Genomic DNA, 15,402 nt, shown 5'->3' on the forward strand with positions numbered 1-15,402 from the left:
TCGCCGGGAAGGGGCCGCTGCTCAAGATCAACGCGACTCAGCGCTACGCGACGGATGCGCGCGGTGCGGCGCTGTGGGCGGGCGTCTGCGAGCGCGCCGGGGTCGGGTACCAGGAGTTCGTCTCGAACAACTCGGTGCCGTGCGGATCCACGATCGGCCCGCTGACCGCGACCCGGCTCGGCATCTCCACGGTCGACGTGGGAGTGCCGCTGCTCTCGATGCACTCGGCGCGCGAGCTCGCCCATGTGGACGACCTGGTCGCCCTGACCGCGGCGATCGAGGCGTTCTTCACTCCCTGAGCCGGGTCGGGCGCGATCGGGGCACGGCGGACTGGACCCGCCGGACGGGCCCCCGCGGCTCCGCTCAGTCGCCGGGCGGCCGCCGGCGCTGCTGCTTCGTCTCGGACCGCTGCTGCTTCGCGGCGAGCCGCCGGCGGGTGGAGCCGCGCGTGGGCCGGGTCGGGCGCCGCGGGGCGGAGGGAGGCGCGAGGGCCGCGGTGATGATCCCGCGGAGCAGCTCGAGGGCCGTCTCGCGGTTGCGCAGCTGCGAGCGCTCCTGCGCCACCGTGACGGTGACCGCTCCGGAGACGAGCCGCCTCCCGAGGCGCTCGAGCAGGCGCGAGCGCTGCTCGTCCGAGAGGGCCGCCGACTCCTCGACGCTCCAGGTGAGCTGCACGCGGCTGTCGGAGGTGTTCACGTGCTGCCCGCCGGGCCCGGAGGAGCCCGAGAACCGCCACTGCAGCTCCGATGCGGGGACGACGAGCCCCGGCCGCACCTCGAGATCCATGCGGCAAGCCTGGCACGCGCCCGCCCCGGAGCGGGAGCGCCGGCGATCCGCTCCCGGGTGCGGTGTCCTCTTCCGGACGTGTCCGCTACAGGCTCTTGTCCCCGCCGTGGTCACGTCCGGACACTGGAGAGGTGCCCGGGCGGGCGCATCGGCCGACTCCTCACTGCCACCCGAAGGCGTCGAGGGGTCGGCCGCACCGCTCGGTTCCGCGGGGGCTCAATCGCGCGGCACCGTCTCGGCGAGGTCGATCTCGCCGTCGTCCAGTGCTCCCGGCTCGAGCGCCTCCGGATCGTCGAGCACCGGCTCTCCGGCACCGGCGTCGCCGTCGCGGGTGCGCGAGTCCGCCGCCCACGCCGTGCCGAGCGCGAAGAGCGTCGCCACCCCGTAGTGCTCCATCGCGGCGGCCACGCGGCGGCGGCCGGTCCGAGGGTTCATGCCGAGCCGGTGCGACGCGGTCTCGAGCGTGACGCCCTGGCGCATCAGCCGGAGCAGCGGCAGCCAGCTCTGGTCGACGGCGCCGATCGGAGCGGCCTGCCGCCACAGCACCTCGAAGTACGACTCGACCAGCCCGGCCAGCGCCGCATGGCGCACGCCGAGCACGCTGGTCGGCTTCGTCTCGCCCCGCTCGAACGGGACGGCGAGGTGGTCGCCGTCGACCCAGAACCAGCTCGGCGGACTCTCGAGGAGCCGGTACTCGACGCCCGCCGCCTGGTACGCCTCCACCCGGGCGAGCACCCGCGGGTCGCGCGCGCCGGCGGCCGGCATAATGACGCGCACCCGGTCCTTCGCGGCGAGCGCGTGCCCGAAGCGGATCGCCCGCTCCGTCGGCGGGTCGAGGAACCGCTCCACGTTCGGGAGCACCGCCACGAGCGAGCCGGAGTCGCGGCGCACGAGGTCGAACCAGAGGTCCTCGGACGCGTGCGGCCCGTGACGGAGGAGGGTCGGCACCGGATCCGTCGCGTCCTCGCCGACCCGCCAGGCGCCGAGCAGCATCGGCAGGCCCGCGACGACGCGCTCGATCCCGTCCAGGGACTCCCTGCCCGCCCGCCGCGCCGACTCCGTGTGCCGGGCGATGGCCGCGGCCGCCCACTCCATCGGCGCCGGGAAGTCGAGCTGCTCGCCCTCGCCGCCCATGAGCCCCCGGCCGCGGAGCCGCTCGATCGCCGCAGCGACCTCGGCCTCGTCGATGTGGGTCAGCTCCGCCGCGTCGGCCAGCGTCGCCGGCCGTCCCCGCAGCAGCGCAGCCAGGAGTCCGTCGTCGTCCATGCGTCTCCTTCGCCGTGGGCCGTCACCCGAGGGTGCCGTCTCCGCGGTCGAGGAGCAAGGGACGCGCGGCGGACGGCGGGGAGCGGCCAGGCGGGGGCGGCGGATGAACTCGTGACGAGCACGGACCTCGGCCCGCCTGAGGAGACCAGCCGGAAGATCAGGGCCGTCCCTGGTTCTCCGTCTCGATGCCTCCCCAGGCCTACTGTTCTGCGACGTCCCGTACGCGACCGGACTCCGAGCCCTTGAGAGAGGAGACGTCTGGTCGACTTCAGACGCTCGGGCTCCCGTCGTCGAGGTCCTCGTGGTGGCGGTCGACGTATCCAGCCATGCCGGGGACCGTGAAGGCGATCTGGCCGTGCTCGGGTGAGTAGACCAGTCCTTTGCTGATGAGCGCGGCACGGTAGGGCCCGAGGCTGGTTGTCGGGATACCCATTCGCTGCGCGACGAGAGCGGTGGAGGAGGGTCCCTCACCGTCGGCTGCCATGGCGCGGAGCATTCGTCGTTCTGAGCGCGTGGCTCGCTGCCATCGTGAGCGGAAGAATCCGGCATCGAGCTGTTCGGTCCCGTACTGCACTGCTGCCGTGGCGTCGGCCAGAGTGACAAGACGACTGGAGAGGTTCCATGCGGCCTGCCCGTACTCCTGAATGAAGTACGGGTAGCCGCCTGCGGCTTCGAGGAGAATCTCGAGCGCATCGGGAGCGAACTCAGCGCCGAGCCGCTCCGCGGGCTCTCGGAGAGCGTGCGCCGCATCGTCGCGAGAGAAGGTGCCTATCTGTCGGTAGTTGAAGAGGCGCTCGGCGTACGAACGCGTCTCGGTGAGGACACGGGGGAGATTCGGGAGGCCGGCGGCGATGATGTAGAACGGCCACTCCCGCTGGTTCGCCGCATGCTGAGCGGCGATGAGCGCACCCATCGTCTCCGCATCGAGGTCCTGCATCTCATCGACGAACACACCGAAGGCACGACGACGCTCCCCCAGAGCGGTTGAAACGTCTTCCACGAGCTCGAGGAGGTCGACTTCAGCGTCGCCGGAGTCGGCACGTCCGTCGTTGAGTGCGACTCCGAGTTCGATCCCCGTTGCACCGACCTTCGCATTGAACGAGGAGATCGTGCCGAGTGCTTCTCGCATCAGCGCCGTCGGCTTCGAGCGGGTGAGCTTGCGAGCGGACACGACGAGCTCTCGAGCCAGGGCACGCCGTACGGCCCGCGCGCCGCCTTCATCCCGACGCGCCTCGAGGCGCACCGTGAGCCACTCGAACGACTCCGCCATGCGGTGCATCTCGTTCAACAGCACCGTCTTGCCGACGCCGCGGAGGCCCGTGAGCACGATGCCGCGGTCGCTCATTCCATGCGTGACACGAGCGCGGATCGTGTCGAACGCTTCGAGCTCGCCAGTCCGACCAACGAGCTCGGGCGGCCGCCGACCGGATCCAGGGCTGTAGGGGTTCTGCTCAGGCAACATCTAGCCGATGATAGTCACCTCTAGCCGAAACCTAATTCATCGCTATCGACTGCAATCGTCCGCGCCGGCGCCACGTGGTGGCGACCATGCGATGCTGCGAACCCCCGTTCCAGCTTCCCTTCGAGTCGCCGCCGGGCAGCGCATCGGACCCTGCACGCTGACGGGCGAGCGCGAGCCATGTCCGCTCCGACCGAGGATCGGCTCGCGCCGTCGATCCGGGTTCGGCCGGGCGCATGATGCTGCGGTCACTCGGACAGCAGCGGGATCGAGCGGCCCAGGCGCCTGCCGTACTCGGCGATGGCGCGGCCGACGGGGAGCCGCTCGGCCTCGTAGCGCTCGAGTGCCTCGTCGACCGGGTGCCGCGCGAGGGAGCCGGCGAGGGCCAGCGCGTCGCCCGCCGCCTTGGCCGCGCCCATGGCCGTGTGCGGCCGCACCGTCACGGAGGCGTCACCGAGGAGGGCGACCCGGCCGCGGACCGTCCGCGTCGGGACGTAGTCGACGATCGCCTGCAGGAAGGGCTGCGGCTCGGCGAGGACGGAGGCCGCGAAGGGCGGCGGCAGGCGGTCGACCGCGTCCTCCTCGAGCCGGCGGCGGAGATCGGGAGCGAGGTCGCCGGGCGCGAGGGACACGCTCTCCGGCGGACGGCCGGACGCCGTCATCACTCCGCGGAGGGCGTCCTCGGAGAGGGGCCGGTACCAGACCCAGTTGTAGCGCCGTCGGCCGGGCTCCACCTCGCCGGCTGGTCCGGGGACGAGGTAGCCGAGCATGTGCTCGCCGGGCGCGGTGTAGAAGACGAAGCGTCCGAGCAGAGTCGCCACGGCCCCGGCGGGGAGCGCCGACTCCGGGATCAGCCCGCGCCAGGTCGAGTAGCCGGCGTAGCGGTTGCCCGGCGCCTCGGGCGCGACCGCCGCGCGCACGACGGATCCGAGGCCGTCGGCTCCGATGACGACGTCGAACTCCAGGCCGCTCCCGTCGCGCAGCTCGACGACGACCGGGTCCGTCCCGACCGAGGGGCGCACCCCGGCGACGGCATGGCCGAGGAGGTAGCGGTCGGCGGGGATCCGCGAGCGGAGCGTGTCGTAGAGGTGGTCCCACGACACCTGCGTCTGCGGGGAGGGGTCGCGGCCGATCACGCGCCCGGAGCGGTCGAGGGTGATCCGCTCGTGCGCGACGACGCCGACCCGCGCCTCGTCGTCGCGGCCGATCGCGTGCAGGAGGTCGATCAGGTCCTGCTGGGCCACCAGCCCGGCTCCCCGCCGCGACAGCCCCGTCGCCGACCGCTCGAGGACCGTCACGCGGTGCCCGTCGCGGATGAGCAGGGCCGCGGCGAACAGTCCGCCGATCGAGCCGCCGACGATCCCGACGTCGAGCGGGCGCACCGCTCCTCCTGCTGCCATGAGCGCGACCGTACCGGCGAGCGGGCGGCCCTCGTTCCTACAGACGGCGGAACAGCGCCCCTCAGGCGCGGTCGTCCGCGCGCAGCAACCGGATCATCCCGCGGAGCAGGCGCGCCGCCGCCTGCCGCTCCTCCTCCGCGAGCCCCTCCAGCATCCGCAGCTCCACCCCGCGGACGGCGGCGGACGCCTCGGCCAGGCTCCGGCGTCCGCGCTCGGTGAGCCGGGTGGGGAGCGCTTTGCCGACCGGAGCCGCGTCGGGGCGGGTGACGACGCCGTCGCGCTCCAGAGTCTGCAGCAGGACGTTCATCGACTGCCGGGTGACGAAGGCGCCCCGCGCGAGCTCCGAGTTCGAGAGGCCCGGCCGCTGGGCGAGGAGCTCGAGGCAGGAGTAGTGGGTGACCGTCATCCCGAGCGGGCGGAGCACGGCCTCCATCGCCGCGCGCAGGGCGCTCGACGCCTCCTTGAGGAGGTAGCCGAGCGAGGTCTCGAGGTCGATGCCGTCTTGACTCATGTCAGTATTCTGACATACGCTCCTGTGTGTCAGAAAGCTGACACAACCAAGGAGGAACCCCATGCCCGTCACCGGCCCCGACTTCGTCTCGCTCCAGGTCCGCGACCTCGCGGCGTCCCAGGCGTTCTACGAGCAGTACCTCGGCCTGGTCCGCTCGCCCGCCGGCCCGCCGCACGCCGTCGTCTTCGCGACGACTCCGATCGCCTTCGCCCTGCGCGACCTCGCGCCCGGCACCGACCTCGACTCCGCCTCCCGCCCCGGTGTGGGCGCCGCGATCTGGCTGCACGCGACCGGCGTGCAGGAGATCCACGACGCGCTCGTCGCCGACGGGCACACCGTCGTCGCGGCTCCGATCGACGGCCCGTTCGGGCGCACCTTCACCTTCGCCGACCCGGACGGCTACCACGTCACCCTGCACGACCGCGCCTGAGCGGGACGATGCGGACCGCGCCTGAGCTGAGCGGGGCGGAGCGGACGGGACGGGGCCGGGCGCCTCAGCTCATCGCGCGCAGCTGAGCCGCGAAGAGGTGCAGCGAGCGGTCGACCTCGGGCAGCGCCGGCGTCCGATTGAGGTGCCCGTGGGGCATGCCGGCGGCCAGGTGCCCGGTCACGGCGACGCCCGCCTCCGCGAGCTGGCGCAGGAGCAGCTCGGCCGACCCCCGCAGCTCGTCGTACTCGTTCACGAGGACCGTGACCGGAGGCAGACCCGCCAGCGGCGCGGAGCCGGGCAGCGCCTCGACGGGGAGGTCGGAGATCCGCCCGAGGTAGGTGCGCACCATGCCCTCGATGCTCGACGGAGGAAAGCGGAGGACCGGCGGCAGCTCGCGCAGCTCGGCCGCGATCGCGTCGTCGACGGCGGGGTTGGGGAAGTGGGCGAAGGGGTAGGCCAGGAGCACGTGCTCCGGCAGCCGCGCACCGGCGTCGCGCTCGCGGAGGACCGCGCCGAGGGCCAGGGCCGCTCCCGCGCTCGCGCCGCCGATCGCGACGGGCGTGGATCCGGACTCCGTGCTGCGGAGGTGCCGCCAAGCGGCGTGCACGTCGTCCAGCGGCACGGGGTAGCGGACATCGGGGCCGGCGAGCCGGTAGTCGACGGAGACGACCCGGGCCCGCGCCCGGTGCGCGAGCTCCGCCGCGACGACGTGCGACTCGCGCATGTCGACGCTCCCGGCGGCGAACCCTCCTCCGTGCACCCAGAGCAGAGCGCGCTCGGGCGCGGCGGGCGAGTACACGCGCAGCGGGACCGGTCCGTGCGGGCCGGACGCCGTCTCCGTGACGACATCGATCCCCTCCGGCAGCGACCAGGACCCCGGATCCTCCTCGAACGCGGCCATGCGGGCGGCCTGCTCGGCGTCGAGCGGATACGCGAGGCCGGCCAGGAGGGGTAGCCGAGCGGCGAGGTACGGATCGAGCGGCATCGGCGCCTCCTGCGGGGTCGGGGTCGCGGACCACGCTAGCCCGGCCGCGGGCCCTCGATCGGCGCCTGCTCAGCCGCGTCTCTGCAGGAGCAGCACGCCGTCCAGGAGCACGGCGGCCGTGCCGTCGGGAGCGGTCACGGCGCGCTCCCTCGTCTCGACGAGCTCCGCAGTCCATTCGGCGGGGTCGAGGGCCAGCTCGGCGAGCTCCTCCTCGGGGCCGACGAGGTGCATCGCTCCGTGGCGGTGGTCGTCGCCGCTCGCCCACGGCGGGGGCGCGGCGTGCGAGACGACGGCGAGGCGGCCGCCGGGAGCGACGACGGAGGCCGCCCGCCGCAGCACGTCGATCCGCGGGAACTCGGCCATCGAGTGCAGGAAGCTCGCCGTCACCAGGTCGAACTCCCCCACGACCGGCCAGTCCTCGGCGAGGTCGGCCTGCACGAAGTCCACGTCGGCGCCCCGCTCGGCCGCGGCCGCGCGCGCCCGGCCCAGCGCCGTCTCGGAGAGGTCGAGCCCGGTGACGCGCCAGCCGAGCGACGCCAGCCACAGCGCGTCCGCCCCCTCGCCGGCGCCGAGGTCGAGGGCGCGGCCCGGCGGCAGCGAGCCGACCAGCCCGACCAGCGTCGCGTTCGGGCGGCCCGACCAGATCCGATCGGAGTCGGCGTAGCGCGCCTCCCACTGCTCGCGTGCGGTGCTCATGCTGCTCCTCGTCCCCGGGCGCAGGGGCACCCGCGTCGAGGATGCCGCGCCGCCGCTCCGGCCGCCAGCCGTCGTGACGAACCGGCACCGGCACCCGTCCCGCGGACGACACGGCCGGACGGAGCCGCGGCGCCGCGCGGACCCGCCGGACGCACTTCCCCGACACGCCCCGCGCCGATTAGCGTCGGTGCATGGCCCTCCGACTCGAAGAGATCATCGTCGACTGCACCGACTTCCGGACCCTCGGGCACTGGTGGCAGGAGGCGCTCGGCTGGGACGTCGTCGACGAGGACGAGGACGGCATCGAGCTGCTCGCCCCGTCGGGCCGCGGGCCGAGCCTCCTCTTCCTCGACGTACCCGAGCGCAAGACCGTGAAGAACCGCCTGCACCTGGATTTCGTGCCGGACGACCAGGAGGCGGAGGTCGCGCGGCTGGTCAGCCTGGGGGCGACGCGGTCCGATGTCGGGCAGGGCGAGCAGTCCTGGGTCGTGCTCGCCGACCCGGAGGGCAACGAGTTCTGCATCCTCTCGGCGCGGGAGTGAGAGCGCTTCCACTTTCCGGGACGGTTGTCGGGAAAGCGCTTCCATGCGGACGCATCGAAAAAGATTCTGAGAAGTCAAGGGTAGAACGATCGTTCTCGACTCCCTAGCATCGCCTCCGACGCGTTCCCCGACCGGGAGCGCGCGGAGCCGAGGAGTCACCGTGACCACGTACGACAGACCCGTCGCCGCCGTCGGCATGACGCAGTCGCAGCAGCAGGGCGAGCTGCTCGCCGGCCGCGCCCTCGAGAACCGCGCCCTCGGCCTCTACGCGTACGCCTACCGCCTCACGCTGTCGGACTACGCGGCGAGCGCCGCCCTCCGCCACGCGGCGGTCACCGTCCGCAGCGGACGGCCGCAGGGACTCGACGACACGGGCGCCCTCGACCTGATGCGCTCCGAGGTCGGACGCGCGAGCGTGCAGCGCGGCGGCTCCGCGATGGAGCGCGCCGAGCAGGCCCCGCCGGCGATCCGCGAGGACGACCTGCTGCGCTCGGGCTTCCACCGCCGCCTGCACGCCCTGCCGACGCTCGAGCGCCAGGCCTGGCTGCTCCGGCACACCGGCGGCCACGACGTCGACGCGATCGCGGCGATGCTGCAGGAGCCGGCGGAGCGCATCCGCTCGGCCCTCGCCTCGGCCGCCCGCACGCTGGTCGAGGGCGAGCTGGCCGAGAGCGAGTCCGCGGAGTAGCGCGGCACCGAGGTGCCCGAGAGACGCCGGGTCCAGCCGGCGGCGCCCCTCAGGCGTCTGGGACCCGGCAGCGACTCGGCGCGACCGGGAGGACGGGGTCAGTCGAGGTAGTCGATGTCGTCCCACGGCTGGTGGACGTCACCGGTGTCGCGGTCGTCGTCCGGCACCTCGAGCTCCTCGAAGATCACCGGAACACCTGTCGAGATCAGGACGCTGACCTGGCGGTTGCCCACGATCACGAAGTCGACGAGGCCTCCTCCGGCCTGCGTCGCCTCGGTCGCCGACCGCTTCAGCTCGGCGACGTCGGTCCCCTGGGACAGCCCGTAGGTCTTGCCCTCGATGGTGACGGTGGTGCGGATCATGTGGCGCTGCTGCTCCTCGGCTCGATGGGTTCAGCGTACGAATCGCGACAGAGCGCTGCCAGGCCTTGCGGTGGAGGCCCGCGGCTGCCACGGGTGAAGGGGCCGGCTGAGGCGAGCGGCGTCCGGAGCCGAGGCCGGAAGCAGCGTGACGGGCCGCTCGGGCTGATCCGCCGCTCCTGACCTCGGTTCCGGACACCGGGCGGCGGAGTCGACCGGGCGCGCTCCACGGAGCTCCCGCCGTAGCGTGGAACCTGTCCGCACGTTCCGCATCCAGCGACAAGGAGGATCCGATGACCGAGAAGAACACTCCCGAGGACCCGCAGACCACCGACCCCGAGCACGTCGACCCCGAGACGGCCACCGACCCCGAGGGCGACCCGGTCGAGAACCCGTCGGGCTGACGCCCGCACCGGAACGGCCCGCGGCCACCGGGACACCGCTGAGAAGGCGGAGTCCCGGGGGTCGCGGGCCGTTCCCGTGTCCGGCGCCGCCATACTGACGGAGTGCAGGCCGAGGACGACGAGCGCAGGGATCTCGAGCGGATCCTGTCGGCCCGACCCCGCGACGACGGCGCCGACCGGGACGAGCGGCGCGAGGCGCTGCGACGGCTCGGCGAGCTGGAGGCGGAGGACGCTCCTCCCGGAGTGACGGGGTCCGGCGCGCAGACCGGCGCCGCGCCGTCCGTGGCGCAGCCGGGTACGGCGCATCCCGGGACGGCGACCGACTCGCGCGCCCCCCTGCCGGCGACCCCACTCCCGCTGTCGGCGACCGCCGGCTCCGGGACTGCGGAGTCGCCCGCCGAGCACCCCGACCGGCCGGCCCCGCGGACGCCGCACCCCCGCCGCCGCCGCCTCGTGCTCGCCGCCGCGATCGTCGGCGGAGCCGCGGTCGGCGCGATCGTCCCCACCGCGCTCCTCCTCCCTCCGCCCGCGGACCCCGTCGCCCCGCCGACCGCCTCCGCGGATCCCGCCGACCGCTTCGCCGCGCTCGTCGAGGGCTGGGAGCCGACCACCGACGTCCCGCCGGGTCTCGCCCTGCTCGCCGGGGAGGCCGTCGTCTACGGCTCCGGGTTCGACACCGCCGAGAACGACCGCCTGCTGATCACCGAGCCGAACGGCACCACGGTGTGCCTCGCCGTGCAGCGCCCGGACGCGTCCTTCTTCGCCGGCTGCACCGGTTCGGAGGCGTTCTTCGCCGGGGAGCCCCTCCGGGTCAGCGGCACGACGCTCCGCAGCGGCGCCCCGGTGTACACGCAGATCCTGCTCCGCCCGGACGGGACGATCGAGGGCGGCTACCAGCTGGTGCCGGAGTCGCCGCAGCCCGAGGCGGAGGACCCCGGAACGGTGGAGTCCGGAACGGTGGAGTCCGGAACGGTGGAGTCCGGAACGGTGGAGTCCGGAACGGTGGAGTCCGGAACGGTGGAGTCCGGGTCACCGGACCCCGCGATAAGCGAGCCCTGAACCGCCGGGCCCGCGACCAGCGAGCCGTGAGCCTGCGACCAGCGAGCCGCTAGGCGCGCGTCGCCTCCGCCGCGTCCGCGATCACCTCGGCCGCGGACCCCGTCCGCTCCCACACCGCGCGCTGCCGCTCGGCGCCCGTGCCCCGCGCCAGGACCCGCTCGACGCCGCACGCCGCGACCTCCTCGTCGCCCGACTCCGCCAGCGCCCGACCCGCGTGGTCGAGCAGGCGCGCCAGTACCGCGGAGGCGGGGGCCGGGCAGCCGTCGAGCGGATCGATCAGGTCGCCGGTCGTGCCGTGGCGGCTCGCCAGCCAGGAGGAGACGGCGATCACCGGAGTCGGCAGCGGCACGGGCGGGACCCCGGCGCCCGCGTCGCGCACGGCCGTCTCGGCGAGCGCCCGGATCAGGACGGCGATCAGCGCCGAGTCCTCGGCGTGCAGCGGGACGTCGGCGATGCGCACCTCGACGGTCGGGTGCGCACGGGAGAGACGGGCGTCGAAGTAGAGCATCCCCTCGTCCAGCAGCACGCCGCAGGAGGTGAGGGAGGCGACGACGCTCCGGTACTGCTCGACGTCGCCCCAGATCCCGACCGGGCCCGCGGTGGGCCAGCGCCCCCACGACTGGTAGCGCCAGCTGGCGAACCCGGTGTCGACGCCGGCGCGCAGCGGGGAGTTGGTGCTCAGGGCGAGGAGGGCGGGCAGCCAGCCGCGCAGCCGGTCGAGGACCGCGATCCCCTCCTCCGGCGACCCGATCCCGACATGGACGTGCAGGCCGCAGGTGAACTGCTCGCGGGCGACGAGGCCGAAGCGCTCGGCCATCCGGTCGTAGCGCTCGTCGGCCGAGAGGTGCGGCTCGAACGCGGCGGGGCTGGTCGCGACCGCGACGGCGCGAGCACCGACCTCGCGGGCGGAGTCGTCGGCCAGGCGGCGGCCCTCGCGCAGTCCGGCCAGCAGCGCGTCGTGCGTGCGGGCGGGAGCGCCGACCGCCTCGATCTGCTCCGCCTTGAGCTCGGCGGCCAGGGCGACCGCCGCGGAGCCGCGGACGGAGCCGAGCAGCAGCGGCGCCGCGGGCGTCGGGAGGAACGTGCCGGCGTCGACGAGGAGGTACTCCTCCTCCACCCCGAAGGTGCGGGCGCTCATGGGAGCGCCTTCCGCTCGAGTCCCCCGCCGCAGCCCACCCGGTCATCCCACCGTGCCGGGCGCCCGCCGGGCAACCGTCCTCGGCCGATGTTCAGCGTCGGGACGCCCGCGACGACGCCGGTCCGCGGGCGGGCTGTCAAGGCCGGGTGCTGCCGGGCGCGGAGCGGCAGGATCGGAGCACACCCAGAACCGGAGGTCCCCGTGCCCGACAGCACTCCCGAGCAGGCCGAGTACGACGTCGCCGTCATCGGCGCAGGACCCGCGGGGACGGCCGCCGCCCTCCGCGCCGCGGAACTGGGAGCGCGCGTCGTCGTGCTCGAGGCCGCGCGCGTCGGCGGCACCTGCGTCAACACCGGCTGCGTGCCCACCCGCGTTCTGGCGAAGACGGCGCGGATGATGCGCGAGACCCGCTCCGCCGGCGACTACGGGATCGAGATCGGCACTCCCGTCCTCGACTGGGCCGCGACCGTGCGCCACGTGCACGAGCGCGTCGACCTGGTGCGCTCGATCAAGCGCGAGGCGCAGCGGTTCGAGGAGGCGGGAGTCGACCTGATCCACGAGGGCCGCGCCCGCTTCGTCGACGAGAGCACCCTCGTGCTCGACAGCGGCCGGCGGATCCGCGCGCGCTCGATCATGGTCTGCGTCGGCGGGCACTCGCGGCGGCTGCCGATCCCGGGCGCCGAGCTCGCGACCGTGCCGGAGGACGTGCTCGGGCTGACCGAGCTGCCGCGCCGCGTCGCCGTGATCGGCGGCGGCAACACGGGCGCCCAGCTCGTCACCGTCTTCAACGCCTTCGGCTCGGAGGTGACGCTCCTCGACGTCGCCCCGCGGATCCTGATGACCTCCGACTCCAGCATCTCCGAGCACGTCGCATCCGCCTTCGAGCGCCAGGGGGTCCGCGTCCGCACCGGGATCGAGACGGTGTCGGGCATCGAGCAGCAGGACGACGGCTCGCTCGCGATCGCGTGGCGCGAGGGCGGCGAGGACCGCACGGCCGAGGTCGACGTGGTGATCATGGCCACCGGCTGGCCCGCCGACGTCGAGGACCTCGGACTCGAGAACGCGGGCATCGAGGTCGTCCGCTCGGCGATCCCCGCCGATCAGTACTTCCGCACCGTCGTGCCGCACATCTTCGCGGTCGGCGACGCGAACGGGCGCGACATGCTCGTCCAGGCGGCGCAGTTCGAGGCGGAGGCCGCCGCCGAGAACGCGGTGCTCGGCGCGAACCGGCGCACGCCCCAGTTCCTCCTGCCCGCGGGCGGATTCACGGACCCGGACTACGCGGGCGTCGGCTTCACCCAGGAGCAGGCCCGCGAGCGCGACCCGCAGTGCGTCGTCGCCTCGGTGCCGTTCTCGCACCTGGACCGCGCCGTCATCGACGACCGCGAGAACGGGTTCCTCACGCTGATCGCCGACCGGCGCCGCGAGCTGCTGCTCGGCGCGCACGCGGTCGGCGAGAACGCGATCGAGGTCGTGCAGTCGGTGACCACGGCGATGGCGGCCGGAGTCGACCTCGCGACCCTCGCGAACGTCCGCTTCGCCTACCCCACCTACAGCGCGGTGATCGGGATGGCGGCGCGCGCGCTGCTGGCCGAGCCGGCGCGCCCGACCGAGCTGGACTGACGCGCTACCCGATCCCCGAGGCCGGCGCCAGCCCCGAACCGGCGGCCCGCCGCCTCCGAACCACTGGAGACGGGCACTCCGCCCGCCCCGCCGAGAGGAACCCCCGTGCCGATCCCCGCTGTCGACTACAACCACGTCCGACTCACCGTCCGCGACATCGCCGTCTCGCGCCCCTTCTACGACTCCGTCTTCGGCTTCGACGTCGCCTTCGAGGCGCCGCCGGCCGACGCGTCGCCGGAGGAGAAGGAGCAGCTGGCGTTCGTCTTCGGCGGGGTGATCTACCAGTTCCCGGGCGGACTGCTCGGCCTGCGCCCCGTCGCGCCCGGCGACGACCGTTTCGACGAGGACCGGGTCGGACTCGACCACGTCAGCTTCACCGTGCCCGACCTCGACGCGCTGAAGGCCGCCGCGGCCGTGCTCGACGACCTCGGCATCGCCCACGAGCCGATCAAGGACGCCGGCGGCATGAGCCTCCTCGAGTTCCGCGACCCCGACAACATCGCGCTCGAGATCACGTCCCCGAGCTGATCGGAGCCCGCTGATCAGGTAGCGCGCGCAGCGAGATCTCCCCCGCACGAAAGGGGGAGGTCTCGATGCGCCGTCGCACGGCTCCTCGACTAGCGGGGCACCTGTGCGAACAGCCGGCGTCTCCCCGGAGGGAAGGTCGAGACGATCGGGGACGACATCGCCTGGATGCGTCGAGACGCAGACGGGCGTCTGCGCGCGATCACCCCGAACGTGGCTCCTTCGGAGTCGCTCCCGGCACCGGGGAGAAGACGAATCCCGCCGCGATCCAGACGCTCTGGGGCAGCACGCTCTTCACCAACGTCCCCCTCACCGACGACCACGACCCTCTCGACGGAGTGAATGCCTCCTGCCGGGCCGCTCTTGCGTGCAGGCGTGCGAACCTGATGCCCCCACCGGCGCCGTAGAAGCTTCGCGCTCCTCGATGAGCGAGAGGACATAAGCTCGCCCACATGGCAGCCGGCGCAGTGATGCACAACTTCGCGATACAGCTGGCTGATGTGGACCGCGGCGTCTACGAAGACATCACGCTGCGGGCCGCTCGGCACCCTTCCGAGACCGACGTGTACATGATGACGCGCGTGCTCGCGTACTGCCTCGAATACGTGGAGGGGATCACCTTCAGCGAGGGGATCTCGTCGACGGCGACCGAGCCGGCGGTGCTGGTCCGCGATCTCACCGGCAGGCTGACCACGTGGATCGAGGTGGGCGCGCCGGATGCCGAGCGACTGCACTTCGGGAGCAGGCTGGCCGACCGCACGACGGTCTACACGCATCGCAACCCGGAGAAGGTGATCGCGGCGTGGTCGGGCAAGCGCGTCCACCAGCTCGAGCAGATCACCGTCCAGAGCTTCGACCAGGGATTCCTGGATGCCGCGGTCGCGGTACTCGAGCGCCGCAACACGCTGACCGTGTCGGTCGTCGAGGGGCAGCTGTATCTCGAGTTCAACGGCGTGACGTCGAGCAGCGGCATCCACGTGCATCAGCCGGGCTGAGCCGGCGCCGAGTGTCACGAGGTTCGTGTCTAGAAGACCGGTTGGAGGACACGGTGGAGCATGACGGCAGAGCACTCGGCGCGGACGAGACCGGTGTCCATCATCGGCCCTCACCTGTCGCGAGCGTGCACGTCCGGGCGGTCGTGACCTGGCTGGCGATCTTCCCTCTGGTCACCATCGGGATGACGGTGCTGGCCCTCGTCGCGGACGAGTGGCCTCCTGTCTTGCGAGCCTTTGTCCTGACCGCCGTCGTGGTGCCGCTCGCCGTCTACCAGATCGTGCCGCGACTGGCTCGCCGAGACTGCGCTCGACGAGGAGCGACCTTCAGCCCTTCAGCCCTTCAGCCCTTCAGCACCCGGAGCCGTCAGCATCCGACTTCAGCCACGGGCCGCTCGGCGACGTCCGCGGAAGGCGACGATACGGCCGTGCAGGAGGAGCAGTCGCGGCACGATCTGGTAGACGGCGAGCGGCACCACGACGGCGGTCAGGACAAAGGCTCGCAAGACAGGAGGCCACTCGTCCGCGACGAGGGCCAG

Annotated in this window: 17 protein-coding genes and 2 pseudogenes; 10 read left to right on the plus strand and 9 right to left on the minus strand. The window is 73.3% G+C overall.

Going from position 1 to position 15,402, the window contains the following annotated elements:
- A pseudogene (locus C5C27_RS13535) lies at positions 1–299 on the plus strand (M18 family aminopeptidase); the annotation flags it as partial.
- A 64-nt stretch (positions 300–363) separates the two neighbouring features.
- On the opposite strand, the gene arfB reads toward C5C27_RS13535, so the two are convergent.
- The 5 genes from arfB to C5C27_RS13560 form a co-directional block, all read right to left on the minus strand.
- Entirely contained in the window at positions 364–786 is a 423-nt protein-coding gene (gene arfB / locus C5C27_RS13540) for an alternative ribosome rescue aminoacyl-tRNA hydrolase ArfB (RefSeq protein ID WP_104314660.1), read from the minus strand.
- 216 nt (positions 787–1,002) lie between these two features.
- Positions 1,003–2,052: a hypothetical protein gene (locus C5C27_RS13545; protein ID WP_104314661.1), complete on the minus strand. Its 1,050-nt coding sequence runs from the start codon at positions 2,050–2,052 to the stop codon at positions 1,003–1,005.
- A gap of 268 nt (positions 2,053–2,320) precedes the next feature.
- Positions 2,321–3,514 (minus strand): ATP-binding protein, encoded by a 1,194-nt coding sequence (locus C5C27_RS13550; RefSeq protein WP_104314662.1) that lies wholly within the window; start codon positions 3,512–3,514, stop codon positions 2,321–2,323.
- A gap of 245 nt (positions 3,515–3,759) precedes the next feature.
- Complete coding sequence (locus C5C27_RS13555) at positions 3,760–4,911, minus strand: FAD-dependent monooxygenase (RefSeq protein ID WP_219813176.1); 1,152 nt, start codon at positions 4,909–4,911, stop codon at positions 3,760–3,762.
- Between the two features lie 61 nt (positions 4,912–4,972).
- Complete coding sequence (locus C5C27_RS13560) at positions 4,973–5,422, minus strand: MarR family winged helix-turn-helix transcriptional regulator (RefSeq protein ID WP_104238136.1); 450 nt, start codon at positions 5,420–5,422, stop codon at positions 4,973–4,975.
- A 61-nt stretch (positions 5,423–5,483) separates the two neighbouring features.
- Between C5C27_RS13560 and C5C27_RS13565 the strand changes: the two genes are divergently transcribed.
- On the plus strand, positions 5,484–5,852 hold the full coding sequence (locus C5C27_RS13565) for a VOC family protein (protein WP_104314664.1): 369 nt from the start codon (positions 5,484–5,486) through the stop codon (positions 5,850–5,852).
- A gap of 64 nt (positions 5,853–5,916) precedes the next feature.
- On the opposite strand, the gene C5C27_RS13570 is transcribed toward C5C27_RS13565, so the two are convergent.
- A complete protein-coding gene (locus tag C5C27_RS13570; protein ID WP_104314665.1) occupies positions 5,917–6,837 on the minus strand; it encodes an alpha/beta hydrolase fold domain-containing protein in 921 nt (306 codons plus the stop codon).
- A gap of 69 nt (positions 6,838–6,906) precedes the next feature.
- Complete coding sequence (locus C5C27_RS13575; RefSeq protein ID WP_104238133.1) at positions 6,907–7,533, minus strand: class I SAM-dependent methyltransferase; 627 nt, start codon at positions 7,531–7,533, stop codon at positions 6,907–6,909.
- A gap of 191 nt (positions 7,534–7,724) precedes the next feature.
- On the opposite strand from C5C27_RS13575, the gene C5C27_RS13580 reads away from it, so the two are divergent.
- Together C5C27_RS13580 and C5C27_RS13585 are read left to right on the plus strand one after the other, a co-directional pair.
- Positions 7,725–8,075 carry a VOC family protein gene (locus C5C27_RS13580; RefSeq protein WP_104314666.1) on the plus strand — a complete coding sequence of 117 codons (351 nt, stop codon included), beginning with the start codon at positions 7,725–7,727 and terminating at the stop codon, positions 8,073–8,075.
- Positions 8,076–8,235: 160 nt separating this feature from the next.
- Positions 8,236–8,763 (plus strand): hypothetical protein, encoded by a 528-nt coding sequence (locus tag C5C27_RS13585; RefSeq protein WP_104314667.1) that lies wholly within the window; start codon positions 8,236–8,238, stop codon positions 8,761–8,763.
- Positions 8,764–8,861: 98 nt separating this feature from the next.
- Here the strand turns inward: C5C27_RS13585 and C5C27_RS13590 are convergent, their stop codons facing one another.
- Positions 8,862–9,125 carry a hypothetical protein gene (locus tag C5C27_RS13590; RefSeq protein ID WP_104224053.1) on the minus strand — a complete coding sequence of 88 codons (264 nt, stop codon included), beginning with the start codon at positions 9,123–9,125 and terminating at the stop codon, positions 8,862–8,864.
- Positions 9,126–9,628: 503 nt separating this feature from the next.
- On the opposite strand from C5C27_RS13590, the gene C5C27_RS13595 reads away from it, so the two are divergent.
- The gene (locus C5C27_RS13595; RefSeq protein WP_104314668.1) at positions 9,629–10,585 is read left to right on the plus strand and encodes a hypothetical protein; all 957 of its coding nucleotides are present in this window, start codon (positions 9,629–9,631) and stop codon (positions 10,583–10,585) included.
- A gap of 49 nt (positions 10,586–10,634) precedes the next feature.
- Here the strand turns inward: C5C27_RS13595 and C5C27_RS13600 are convergent, their stop codons facing one another.
- Positions 10,635–11,723: a glutamate--cysteine ligase gene (locus C5C27_RS13600; protein ID WP_104314669.1), complete on the minus strand. Its 1,089-nt coding sequence runs from the start codon at positions 11,721–11,723 to the stop codon at positions 10,635–10,637.
- 201 nt (positions 11,724–11,924) lie between these two features.
- Here C5C27_RS13600 and C5C27_RS13605 point away from each other — a divergent pair, with 201 nt between their 5' ends.
- The 5 genes and pseudogenes from C5C27_RS13605 to C5C27_RS18765 form a co-directional block, all read left to right on the plus strand.
- Entirely contained in the window at positions 11,925–13,346 is a 1,422-nt protein-coding gene (locus tag C5C27_RS13605; protein ID WP_258066749.1) for an NAD(P)/FAD-dependent oxidoreductase, read from the plus strand.
- 105 nt (positions 13,347–13,451) lie between these two features.
- Positions 13,452–13,874, plus strand: coding sequence for a VOC family protein (locus C5C27_RS13610; RefSeq protein ID WP_104223996.1), 423 nt, complete (start codon positions 13,452–13,454; stop codon positions 13,872–13,874).
- A gap of 120 nt (positions 13,875–13,994) precedes the next feature.
- Positions 13,995–14,197, plus strand: a pseudogene (locus C5C27_RS13615) (phosphoenolpyruvate carboxykinase domain-containing protein); the annotation flags it as partial.
- 126 nt (positions 14,198–14,323) lie between these two features.
- Positions 14,324–14,866 carry a YaeQ family protein gene (locus C5C27_RS13620; RefSeq protein WP_104314671.1) on the plus strand — a complete coding sequence of 181 codons (543 nt, stop codon included), beginning with the start codon at positions 14,324–14,326 and terminating at the stop codon, positions 14,864–14,866.
- A gap of 41 nt (positions 14,867–14,907) precedes the next feature.
- Positions 14,908–15,402: hypothetical protein (locus tag C5C27_RS18765; protein WP_146079693.1), on the plus strand; the 495-nt coding region annotated here is incomplete at its 3' end.

Origin of the sequence: Rathayibacter sp. AY2B7 (assembly GCF_002931635.1) — a bacterium.
Classification (GTDB): Bacteria; Actinomycetota; Actinomycetes; order Actinomycetales; family Microbacteriaceae; genus Rathayibacter.

Bases quoted from the DNA above. Each gene is read 5' to 3' on its own strand.
- C5C27_RS13590 (WP_104224053.1), bottom strand. From the start codon at position 9,125: ATGATCCGCACCACCGTCACCATCGAGGGCAAGACCTACGGGCTGTCC.
- C5C27_RS13620 (WP_104314671.1), top strand. From the start codon at position 14,324: ATGGCAGCCGGCGCAGTGATGCACAACTTCGCGATACAGCTGGCTGAT.
- C5C27_RS13550 (WP_104314662.1), bottom strand. From the start codon at position 3,514: ATGTTGCCTGAGCAGAACCCCTACAGCCCTGGATCCGGTCGGCGGCCG.
- C5C27_RS13580 (WP_104314666.1), top strand. From the start codon at position 7,725: ATGGCCCTCCGACTCGAAGAGATCATCGTCGACTGCACCGACTTCCGG.
- C5C27_RS13575 (WP_104238133.1), bottom strand. From the start codon at position 7,533: ATGAGCACCGCACGCGAGCAGTGGGAGGCGCGCTACGCCGACTCCGAT.
- C5C27_RS13545 (WP_104314661.1), bottom strand. From the start codon at position 2,052: ATGGACGACGACGGACTCCTGGCTGCGCTGCTGCGGGGACGGCCGGCG.
- C5C27_RS13570 (WP_104314665.1), bottom strand. From the start codon at position 6,837: ATGCCGCTCGATCCGTACCTCGCCGCTCGGCTACCCCTCCTGGCCGGC.
- C5C27_RS13600 (WP_104314669.1), bottom strand. From the start codon at position 11,723: ATGAGCGCCCGCACCTTCGGGGTGGAGGAGGAGTACCTCCTCGTCGAC.
- C5C27_RS13565 (WP_104314664.1), top strand. From the start codon at position 5,484: ATGCCCGTCACCGGCCCCGACTTCGTCTCGCTCCAGGTCCGCGACCTC.
- arfB (WP_104314660.1), bottom strand. From the start codon at position 786: ATGGATCTCGAGGTGCGGCCGGGGCTCGTCGTCCCCGCATCGGAGCTG.
- C5C27_RS13555 (WP_219813176.1), bottom strand. From the start codon at position 4,911: ATGGCAGCAGGAGGAGCGGTGCGCCCGCTCGACGTCGGGATCGTCGGC.
- C5C27_RS13560 (WP_104238136.1), bottom strand. From the start codon at position 5,422: ATGAGTCAAGACGGCATCGACCTCGAGACCTCGCTCGGCTACCTCCTC.